Origin of the sequence: Arthrobacter sp. AFG20 (assembly GCF_002892795.1) — a bacterium.
Lineage (GTDB): Bacteria > Actinomycetota > Actinomycetes > Actinomycetales > Micrococcaceae > Arthrobacter.
In genome coordinates this window covers 157,491-167,235 of sequence record NZ_PJMC01000012.1, presented here as the reverse complement: position 1 = coordinate 167,235, position 9,745 = coordinate 157,491, and the positions used below count along the sequence as shown (strand labels likewise).

General features: G+C 68.6%; 9 protein-coding genes. 5 read left to right on the top strand and 4 right to left on the bottom strand.

The features are described from left to right. The 3 genes from CXZ05_RS15300 to radA form a co-directional block, all read left to right on the top strand. Positions 1–236: aldehyde dehydrogenase family protein (locus CXZ05_RS15300; RefSeq protein WP_146033102.1), on the top strand; the 236-nt coding region annotated here is incomplete at its 5' end. A gap of 143 nt (positions 237–379) precedes the next feature. Further along, positions 380–1,504: an aromatic acid exporter family protein gene (locus CXZ05_RS15295; protein WP_102973395.1), complete on the top strand. Its 1,125-nt coding sequence runs from the start codon at positions 380–382 to the stop codon at positions 1,502–1,504. A 153-nt stretch (positions 1,505–1,657) separates the two neighbouring features. After that, a complete protein-coding gene (gene radA / locus CXZ05_RS15290) occupies positions 1,658–3,037 on the top strand; it encodes a DNA repair protein RadA (RefSeq protein WP_102973394.1) in 1,380 nt (459 codons plus the stop codon). A gap of 124 nt (positions 3,038–3,161) precedes the next feature. On the opposite strand, the gene CXZ05_RS15285 is transcribed toward radA, so the two are convergent. Both CXZ05_RS15285 and CXZ05_RS15280 read right to left on the bottom strand, forming a co-directional pair. After that, on the bottom strand, positions 3,162–3,935 hold the full coding sequence (locus CXZ05_RS15285; protein WP_102973393.1) for a YcnI family protein: 774 nt from the start codon (positions 3,933–3,935) through the stop codon (positions 3,162–3,164). 157 nt (positions 3,936–4,092) lie between these two features. Beyond that, positions 4,093–4,734, bottom strand: a complete 642-nt coding sequence (locus CXZ05_RS15280) for a hypothetical protein (RefSeq protein ID WP_102973392.1) — start codon at positions 4,732–4,734, stop codon at positions 4,093–4,095. A gap of 204 nt (positions 4,735–4,938) precedes the next feature. Here CXZ05_RS15280 and CXZ05_RS15275 point away from each other — a divergent pair, with 204 nt between their 5' ends. Both CXZ05_RS15275 and CXZ05_RS15270 read left to right on the top strand, forming a co-directional pair. Continuing rightward, a complete protein-coding gene (locus CXZ05_RS15275) occupies positions 4,939–5,559 on the top strand; it encodes a hypothetical protein (RefSeq protein WP_102973391.1) in 621 nt (206 codons plus the stop codon). Positions 5,560–5,672: 113 nt separating this feature from the next. Beyond that, positions 5,673–6,497, top strand: coding sequence for a YcnI family protein (locus CXZ05_RS15270; RefSeq protein WP_102973390.1), 825 nt, complete (start codon positions 5,673–5,675; stop codon positions 6,495–6,497). A gap of 3 nt (positions 6,498–6,500) precedes the next feature. Here the strand turns inward: CXZ05_RS15270 and CXZ05_RS15265 are convergent, their stop codons facing one another. Further along, positions 6,501–7,751, bottom strand: a complete 1,251-nt coding sequence (locus CXZ05_RS15265) for a beta-ketoacyl synthase (protein WP_258006602.1) — start codon at positions 7,749–7,751, stop codon at positions 6,501–6,503. Between the two features lie 62 nt (positions 7,752–7,813). Continuing rightward, positions 7,814–9,427 (bottom strand): peptide chain release factor 3, encoded by a 1,614-nt coding sequence (locus CXZ05_RS15260; protein ID WP_102973388.1) that lies wholly within the window; start codon positions 9,425–9,427, stop codon positions 7,814–7,816. Positions 9,428–9,745: the final 318 nt, after the last annotated feature.

The window sequence follows — 9,745 nt, the reverse complement described above, 5'->3', positions numbered from 1 at the left end:
CCATCGAATACGCCAACGCGCTCGACGTCGGACTCGGCGCCTCGGTCTGGTCCCCGGATCTCACGGCCGCCCGCGAAGTCGCTGCCCGCATCGAAGCAGGTACCGTCTGGATCAACAAACACGGCGCCGTGGACCCCCGTGTCCCCTTCGGCGGAGCCAAGCAGTCCGGCTACGGCCTCGAATTCGGCGTCGAAGGCCTCAAGCACCTTGGCGTCCCCCAAATCATCAACGGCTAACCGGACCACCTGAATGTCAGGGCCGCCGTCGCTGCACCGCGACGGCGGCCCTTTCTTTTGCGGTTCCGGGGCCGGTCATCCGACGGACTGCAACCGGTCCGTTGGTTCCCGGTCCGTGGCAGCTCCCGCAATAGACTGAAGCCATGCCCCAGACCGGACTCTCCGCCAGCAGACGTTTCCTTCGCGGCCGGATCAGGACTGGGATGGTCCGGAGCCGGAACTCACTGGTCCCCGGGATCCAGATGACCTTCGGCGCCGTGGGAGCCTACGCGTTTGCCGAGTACGTCCTGGGCCACACCGGACCGTTGTTCGCCGCCACGTCTGCCCTGATCGCCCTCGGTTTCTCCCGCGACCTGCGCATGCGGAGGGTGATGGAGGTGGGCCTGGGTTGCACCATCGGCATCGCCGTGGGCGACATGCTGCTCCACTGGCTCGGGGCCGGGATCTGGCAGGCCGCCGTCGTGCTTTTGACCTCCATCCTGCTGGCCCGCTTCCTGGACAGCGGCAACATCTTCACCACCCAGCTGGCGTTGCAGTCGCTGCTGGTGGTGCTGTTGCCGGCGCCTGCCGGCGGCCCCTTCACCCGCAGCATCGACGCCGTTGTGGGCGGCGTGGTCGCGCTGCTTGTCACCATCCTGGCGCCCAAGGATCCCCGCCGGGAGCCGCGAAAGGACGTCCAGAAGCTGCTTCATGAACTCGCGGAAGTGCTGCGGGAATGCGCTGCGGCACTGGTTGAGAGCGATTCCACCCGGGCCTGGCACGCCCTGGTCCGGGGCCGGAACAGCCAGCCGCTGGTGGATGCCATGCGGCACTCGCTGCGGGCATCCGGCGAGGTGGCAACGCTGGCGCCCGCCTACCGGCGGCACCGGGATGAACTGGACCGGCTGGAGCAGTCGCTTGAGTACATCGACCTTGCCCTGCGCAACAGCCGCGTCTTCGCACGCCGGCTCACGAGTTCCATCAACCACGCCGCACTGTCGGACGAAGCCACCGAGAACATTGCCGAGGTGCTGCTGGAGACAGGGGCGGCGGTGGATGAGCTCTCGCTCGGCCTCGCTGAGGTGCAGGAGGGTGCCCGCGATGCCCACCTGCGCAGCGCGCGGCAGGACCTGGGCGAGATCGCCGGGCGGCTGCATCCGAGGATGCTGAAGGTGCAGAAGCTCGAGGGCGAAACCGTGGTGATGCTGTTCCGGCCGCTAATGGTGGACCTGCTGGAAGCCACCGGCATCGATTCCCGCGAGGCGCGCGACCTCCTGCCGCCGCTGTAGGGTGCGGTGGTGGGCCCACGGCCGCCGGGTTCCCTGGCCGAGCTTGCGAGGTTAGGGTGCGGTGGTGGGCCCACGGCCGCCGGGTTCCCTGGCCGAGCTTGCGAGGTTAGGGTGCGGTCGGGGATTGTCACAGCCCCCGGTTAGTGTGGAGCAATGGCTACAAAGACTTCCCGGGTTTCCAAGGCGCCGGGCTATAAATGCGCGGAATGCGGCTGGACTGCGGTCAAGTGGGTGGGCCGCTGCGGTGAGTGCCAAGCGTGGGGCACCGTTGAGGAAACCGGCGCCGCGGTGGCACGTACGACGGCGGCCACAACAGTTCTGGAGCCAGCCCGCCCCATTGCCGAGATTGACGCCACCACGGCAGCCTACCTGCCCACCGGCGTGGACGAACTGGACCGCGTGCTCGGCGGCGGCGTGGTTCCCGGTGCCGTCATCCTGCTCGCGGGCGAGCCCGGCGTGGGAAAGTCCACGCTGCTGCTGGACGTGGCTGCCAAGTTCGCCCGGACCGGGCAGAGCGTCCTGTATGTGACAGGCGAGGAATCGGCTGCCCAGGTGAAGCTGCGGGCGGAGCGGATCAGCGCGATCGCAGACACCCTCTACCTCTCAGCGGAGACCGACCTTGGCCAGGCCCTCGGCCAGGTGGAGAAGGTGGAACCGAAGCTGCTGGTGGTGGACTCCGTGCAGACGCTCAGCAGCGCGGACGTGGAGGGCAGTTCCGGTGGCGTCTCCCAGGTCCGTGAGGTTGCCGCCTCCATCATCTCGGCGGCTAAGCGCCGGAACATGACCACGCTGCTGGTGGGACATGTGACCAAGGATGGCTCCATCGCCGGGCCCCGCCTGCTGGAGCACCTGGTGGACGTCGTGTGCCAGTTCGAGGGCGAGCGCCACTCCCGCCTCCGCCTGCTCCGGGCGGTCAAGAACCGCTACGGGCCCACCGACGACGTGGGCTGCTTCGACCTCACCGAGGACGGCATCCTGGGCCTCGCCGATCCGAGCGGGCTGTTCGTCACCCGCACCAAGGACCCGGTATCCGGCACCTGCATCACCGTCACCATGGAGGGCCGCAGGCCGCTGCTTGCCGAGGTGCAGTCCCTGCTCGCCGAGACCCAGAACTCACAGCCGCGCCGGGCAACCAGCGGCCTGGACAGTTCCCGGGTGGCCATGCTCCTGGCAGTGCTGCAGCAGCGTGCCGGGTGCCAGCTGCAGAAGGACGATTCCTACGTGGCCACGGTGGGCGGCGTGAAGCTCGGCGAGCCGGCCACCGACCTCGCTGTAGCCCTGGCAGTGGCGTCCGCGAAGCACAAGAAACCCCTGCCGCAGCGCCTGATCGCCTTCGGTGAGGTGGGCCTGGCCGGCGAGGTCCGCCCGGTCCCAGGCATCAACCAGCGCATCCATGAGGCCCACCGGCTGGGGTTCACGCACGCCGTGGTCCCCGCCAGCCCCACCGGTCCTGGCCCGGTCCCGGCAGGCTTCACCGTGAAGGAAGTGGGCCACCTGACCGAGGTCCTCGAACTGCTCATCACCAAGCCGTGAGCATCAGCTAGGCCGGCGCATCTGTTCGCCGTTCAGCCGAAAGCGGCCCGCGCCGTCCCTGGCAGCTCCAGGAGATGGCGCGGGCCGCTGCTGTTTGATGCAGCCCTCGTTGATACAGCCCTGGCTACTTCTTGACCGCCCGGGTGCGGACCAGGGCCGTGGCGCCCGCGGCGAGGCCAAGAAGACCGGCTACCAGCCCGATCCAGCCCGCGGCCTGGCCGCCGTTGGAATCTGTAGCCTGCGTTTCCGACGCCGGCGCGGCCTCCGGCGTGGCCGTTGCGGAACCATCAGCGGCTTCCGCTGCCGTGACGACGAACGAGGGCGCGGGGTGGTGCTCCTTCGCTTCAGAGGCCGGAGCAGAAGCTGCGGCGGAGGAGGTTACGGACGCGTGGTCGTGTTCGGACTCGGCCGCGTCGGCCCAGTTGACGGTGGTGCCGTCAGTGTAGCCCTGGGCCGCGGGCAGCATCAGGGTGGTCCCCGCTGCCGGGAGCCGGCCCACGGACAGAGTGAAGGTCTGGAATTCCTTTTGCCCGATCTGGTGGTCCGCATCGGCGGTCCAGATCACGCTGGTGGGGGCCTTGGTAACCGTTGCGCCCGCAATTTCCACCGGCTTCGGCAGGGTGGTGGTGACCACCTGCGCCTTCCAGCCGTCCATCGGCTTCACGGAGACCGAGGTCAGCGGGGTGTCGGTGGGGAGCTTGACCTCCAGCCGGTTGGTCTTGGCCGTCTCCGATTCGTTCGGAACGCTGAACGTCAGCTTGGTGAAGCCGCCCTCGGCGGTTGCGGAGGGGTCGACCGTGACGTGCGCGGAGGCGGCGGCGGCACCGGCGGCCAGGAGGCCGGCGGTGAGGGAGGCGGCGGCGGCGGTCTTGAGGGTACGGCGAATGGAGGTGTTCATGGGGGCAATGCCTTTCAAAGAAAAAATCAGTCAGGGGCCCGTGCACCATCAATGCGCCATCAAGGCGACACGGGCAGGTAGCTGCACGCCGCCGTCGGGCCCTGCCTGAAAAGCGGAACCGTCCGTGAAGGACCAGCCCGTTCTGAAAGGAACCCGTCTAGGCGGCCAAAGGCACCGGCGGCCCACGCCGGGTTGGCAGCCGGACGCCCAGGCGCGTCCGCGGGAGGAGCGCCGGGGCTGGAAATGGCGCGGGGACGCGGGCGGGAAGGATAACTGCCGGTATGGGCAGGCGGATAAGCGGCTGCAGCCAGGAAGCAAGGGCTGACAGCACGCGTTCCCCGCGCGCCAGCAGGACGGCGGTGCAGAGGGTGGCCACGGCGTGCGCGGCGAACATGATGCCGTCGGATGCCGCGGAATGGACGCTTCCGGCGGCTGCCGAGCCTGCGGCGGCCAGCGCGTCTGGAGTTATGGCACCCGGATGCAAAGCACCCGCGTGGCCGGCATGGTCGCGCATCAGCGCAGCGGACTCCGGTGCGGCCGGACCCGCGCCGCCCAGCGCATCGAGGGCCCAGTGCAGCCACAATTGGCCGGCACCCAGCAATGACACCAAGGCAGGGCCGGAGAGGCGGAACCGCGTCAGTGCGGCGACGGGAACCAGTGTCACGGCGAACAGCGCCGCCAGGATGGCCGCTGAGGGAAGCTGGCCGCCGCCCGCAAGGTGCCCGCCAGCGGCAAAGCCGATAATGAGCGAGCCGATCAGCCCAGTACGGAAAAGCCGGAACGAGGCACGGGGCGTCATCAGCGGTCCTTTCCACAAGATCGGCGGGCAGAGCGGAGGTCACAGCAATTCTACGGGGCAGCCCCTGCCGCTGCTGCTTCCGGACCACCATTCCGGGCCGCCCAGAGCTGTAACAAACCGGGGCGGGGCCCAAGGTTTTCCCACGCTGCCGTGTTTACGGTCGGGGTGTCACAGCAGCTCCGGGCCTGATGGAGGGAGGCACCGATGGAACTCCGAGGTCCCCTGCGCCTCTTCCGCGCAGCCCTGGTCACTTCACTGGCGGTCTCCCTTGCCGTGGCCGGCCACGTGCTGGGTGGTGGGCAGCTTCCGGGCATCGGGACTGTTGCCGTGACGGCAGCAGTCCTGTTGGCCCCGGCCGCCTGGCTCGCACGGCGGCAGCTGTCGTTCGCTGTCCTGTTCGGCGTTCTTGGCGCCGGCCAGCTGACGCTGCACACGGCCTTCGCAGCTTTCTCCCCCGGTGCTTCCTGCCTGCCCCAGCTGTCACTTGCCCCACTGATGCACTACGGGCACGCGGGGCTGAACTGCACGGCGGCAATGGAAACCGTTGCCATGGACCACGGCGCCGATTCGCCCGCCATGCTGGCAGGCCACCTCCTCGCCACCCTGGCAACCGCCTGGCTGTTGCGGAAGGGCGAGGCCGCACTGTGGCAGCTCCTGGCATGGCTCCGGCCGCTGGTGCGGCTCCCCCGGCCCGCCGGGCTCACACCCGCCAGCCACCGTCCTGCGGCCTGGCCAACGGTCTTCGTCGCTGCTGAGCGCCGCAACCTGAGGCATGACACTCTTCGCGGCCCGCCCTTGGCTGCCCTCCCGCGCACCATTCAGTAACATACCTGCGTATGGCCAACCAGCCTGCGGAGGGGTGCCGGGACGCTGCCTGACCATCCATCCCCCTGCTGCCCCTCGACACGAGCGCGGCAGCACCCGCGAAAGGCCCTGTCATGGCTACCTCAAACACCCGTGCAATGAAGTACCGGACACCGAAAACTTCTGCCTCGAAAGCCTCCGAACTGAAAACTTCTGCCCTTAAAACCGCCACAGTTATCACGGCGGCGGCTGGCCTCATGGTCCTGGGCGTGGGCTCAGCATCCGCCCACGTCCACGTGGATCCCGCCTCAACCGCCGCCGGCGGCTTCTCGCAGCTGACCTTCCGGGTTCCCAACGAGTCCGCTGCCGCCAAGACCACCAAAGTCACCGTCACGCTGCCCACGGCAACGCCGTTCACCTCCGTTTCGGTCAAGCCCATGGACGGCTGGACGGCCAAAATCGCCGAGGCGGCCCTGCCCGCGCCGGTCACCGTGGAAGGGGCCAAGATCACCAAGGCCCCCGCCACGGTCACCTGGACCGCGGACGCCGCCCATCAGCTTGGCCAGCATGAGTACCAGACGTTCTCCATCTCCGTCGGGCGGCTTCCGGAGGCCGGGACCACAGTGGCCCTGCCTGCCGCACAGACCTACTCCGACGGAACGGTGGTGAACTGGAACCAGCCCGAAACCGCCGGCCAGCCCGAGCCCGAGCACCCGGTCCCCTCGTTCGTCACCACTGCGGCCGCGGACGAGCATTCCCATGCGGCACCGGCCGCCGCAGCGGCTCCCGCCGCAGGCAGCACGACTGCAGACACAGCAACTGCGGACACGGCTGCGGCAGCGTCGACCACCCCGGTCGCCGCCGCGCCCGACAACACATTCGGCATCGTCGGCCTCGGCGCAGGCCTGCTCGGCCTCGCCGCCGGGACCGCTGCCCTGGTTCGGACAAGGAAGCGTTGAGCGTCAGGCGCGCGTGACCACGAGCGCCGCGCTGTGCCCGCCGAACCCGAAGGCATTGACGAGTCCCGCCGCCGCGGTGCTGCCGCTGACGGTGCCGGTGATGACGTTGAGGTCCACCTCGGGATCAAGGGCAGCCACGTTGTAGGTGCCGGGCAGGTCGCCGGTCCGGAGGGCCTGCAGCGTGGCGATGGCGGCCAGCGCACCCGCTCCGCCGAGCAGGTGCCCGGTGAGCGACTTCGTGGAGGTCACCGGGACCTGGTCACCGGCAATGGTCTTGATGGCCTGCGCCTCCAGCCGGTCGCCCACGGGAGTCGAGGTGGCGTGCGCGTGCACGAAGCCGATGTCCGTCCCGTGCAGGCCGGCGGAGGCGAGGGCCTTCTCCATGACCCGCACCTGCATGTCCGGATCGGCTGCCACGATGTCGTTCGCGTCCGAGGTCACGGCTGCCCCGGCTATGCCGCCCAGCACTTCCGCACCCCGGGCACGAGCGTGGTCTTCGCTTTCCAGCACCACGATCCCTGCCCCCTCGGACAGCACGAACCCGTCGCGGTCCCGGTCGAACGGCCGCGAAGCCCGCGCCGGATCGTCGTTGCGGGTGGAGAGCGCCCGGATCTGGGAGAAACCGCTGATGATCAGGTCGTTGACGCAGGCATCAACGCCGCCGGCAATTACGACGTCGGCCGCCCCGGACCTGATCATTTCGGCACCCTGGGCAATCGCCTCAGCCCCGGACGCACAGGCGCTGACGGGAGTGCGTGCCCCGCCCTTGGCGCCGAGGTCGATGGAAACCCACGCGGACGGCCCGTTCACCATGAGCCGGGTCAGGGTGTGCGGCGAAACCTTGCGCGGGCCGCCGTTGTCCAGTTCCCTGACCTGCGCGAGAACGGTGTCCATGCCGCCGTAGGCCGATCCGATCACGACGGCGAACCGCTCCGGTTCGACGCCCGGCTTCCCCGCCTGCTCCCAGGCTTCGCGGGAGGCAACGAGCGCCAGCTGCCCGCACCGGTCCATCCGCTTCAGCTCGCGGGTGCTCAGGAACGCGCCCAGGTCCGCGGTGACCCGGCCGGCGATGCGCACCGGCAGGGCTTCAGCCCAGCCGTCCTCCAGCGCCGCGATGCCCGAGCGCCCGGCCAGCATGGCCTCCCAGGTCTCGGCCACGGTGGCCCCGAGCGGGTTCATGGAACCCATTCCGGTCACGACGACACTGGTTGCTCCTGTAACAGGTGCTGCTGCAGACGGCTGGTTAGTGGACACGGCGATACCTTGCTTCGTTGGTTGGGAGACCGTTCCGGAGCCGGAGCCCCGCGTTGGCGCGGTTATTTTGCGGGGTTGTGCGTCCCGATAGGCAGCAGCGTGAGGTCGGGATGGTTCTTCTCGATGCGGCGCAGGGCCCAGACATCGTTGAAGAGGGCCAGGTATTCGCCGTCGGACCGCAGCAGCACCTCGGCGCCCGGCACGTTGGCCAGCGCCGGCATGGCGTCCGCCGTCGAAATCCTGGCCATGGAGTACGGAAGGCGTTCCAGCCGCATGGGCGCGCTGAAGTCGTGCGCCATGCGGTCCTCCACCACTTCGAACTGCATGGGCCCGACGGCGGCAAGCACGGGCGCCTGGTCGCCTCGCACGTCGGAGCGCAGCACCTGGATGACTCCCTCGTGCTCGAGCTGCTCGATGCCGCGGCGGAACTGTTTGAAGCGGCTGGGGTCCTTGGACCGGGCAACTTGGAAGTGCTCGGGGGCGAACAGCGGGATGGCCGGGAACTCCACGGGCTCCTCGAGGAACAGGCTGTCGCCCACGCGCAGCGAGGACGCGTTGACCAGGCCCACGACGTCGCCCGGGTAGGCCTCGTCGATGACCTCGCGTTCCCGGCCGAAAACCTGCTGCGCGTACTTCGTGGCGAACGACTTTCCGGTGCGGGTCTGGGTGACCACCATGCCGCGCTCGAACACGCCGGAGCAGACGCGGATAAAGGCAACGTGGTCGCGGTGGGCCTTGTTCATGCCTGCCTGGACCTTAAAGACGAAGCCGGAGAACGGCGACTCGACGGCACGCGGGGTGCCCTCGATGTCAGGCCGGGGCGCAGCCGGCGGGGCGAAGTCCACCAGGGCGTCCAGAAGTTCCTTGACGCCGAAGTTCAGCGCCGCGGAGCTGAACAGGATGGGGGTGGCCTTGCCGGCGTGGAAGCTCTCGACGTCGAAGGCGAGGTTGGACTCGATAACCAAGCCAGCCTCGTCGACGGCGTCCGTCCAGTTGCCGCCCTGGCTTTCAGCGGCCTCTTCCGGAGTGAAGTATTCGGTGAGGGCGATGCTGGCGCCTGCGTTGTTCCGCTGGAAGCGCGCGAACCTGTCGTTGCGCAGGTCCCAGACGCCGCGGAAATCGCCGGAGATGCCCACAGCCCAGGTCAGGGGCATGGGCTGCAGCCCGGTGCGCTCGGTGATCTCGTCCATGAGGGCCAGGGCGTCCAGGCCCGGGCGGTCCCACTTGTTGATGACCGTGATGATGGGGAGGTTCCGCTGCTTGCAGACCTCGAACAGCTTCATGGTCTGCGTCTCAAGGCCCTTGGCCGCATCCACGAGCATCACGGCGCAGTCCACCGCGGCGAGCACGCGGTAGGTGTCCTCGGAGAAGTCCGCGTGGCCGGGGGTGTCCAGCAGGTTGATCACGGTGTCCCGGTAGGAGAACTGCAGGGCGGCCGAGCTGATGGAAATGCCGCGGTCCTTCTCCATCTGCATCCAGTCCGAGACCGTCTCCTTGCGGTTGGCCTTGCCGCTGGAAGCACCCGCGGTGCCGATCACCTTGGCGTGGAGGGCCAGGGCCTCGGTGAGCGTCGACTTGCCGGCGTCCGGGTGGGAGATAACGGCGAACGTGCGGCGGCGGGAGGCCTGCTTGTGGATCTCGTGCACTCGGGCGGGGCTCTGCACTTCTTGGGACACGGTGCTACTTTCACTGCGATCCGCGGGGGATCTGATTGGAAAAGGTGGCGGCGGAACCTGCCAGCCAAGGCTTCAAGTTTATCGCAGGGCCGGAATCCGCACCGAAGGCAGGCCAAAAGTGCCCCTCAGCCGGCCGCCGTCGGACGCACTCCGGATGTGTGTTCCGCAGGCCCCCGACGGGGCACTTTAAGGCTTGCCCGTGCGGTTGCTGGGGTAACCTACCTCTAGGATGGTGCATGCGGGAAACCGAGTACTTTTGATCCTGCCGGCGGACTATCGAAAACCGGCAAACCTGCAGGCCCGCCTGCACCTTTGAAG

Excerpts from the sequence above, each read along its gene's own strand:
- CXZ05_RS15280 (WP_102973392.1), bottom strand. The coding sequence starts at position 4,734 with ATGACGCCCCGTGCCTCGTTCCGGCTTTTCCGTACTGGGCTGATCGGC.
- CXZ05_RS15285 (WP_102973393.1), bottom strand. The coding sequence starts at position 3,935 with ATGAACACCTCCATTCGCCGTACCCTCAAGACCGCCGCCGCCGCCTCC.
- CXZ05_RS15275 (WP_102973391.1), top strand. The coding sequence starts at position 4,939 with ATGGAACTCCGAGGTCCCCTGCGCCTCTTCCGCGCAGCCCTGGTCACT.
- CXZ05_RS15270 (WP_102973390.1), top strand. The coding sequence starts at position 5,673 with ATGGCTACCTCAAACACCCGTGCAATGAAGTACCGGACACCGAAAACT.
- CXZ05_RS15295 (WP_102973395.1), top strand. The coding sequence starts at position 380 with ATGCCCCAGACCGGACTCTCCGCCAGCAGACGTTTCCTTCGCGGCCGG.
- radA (WP_102973394.1), top strand. The coding sequence starts at position 1,658 with ATGGCTACAAAGACTTCCCGGGTTTCCAAGGCGCCGGGCTATAAATGC.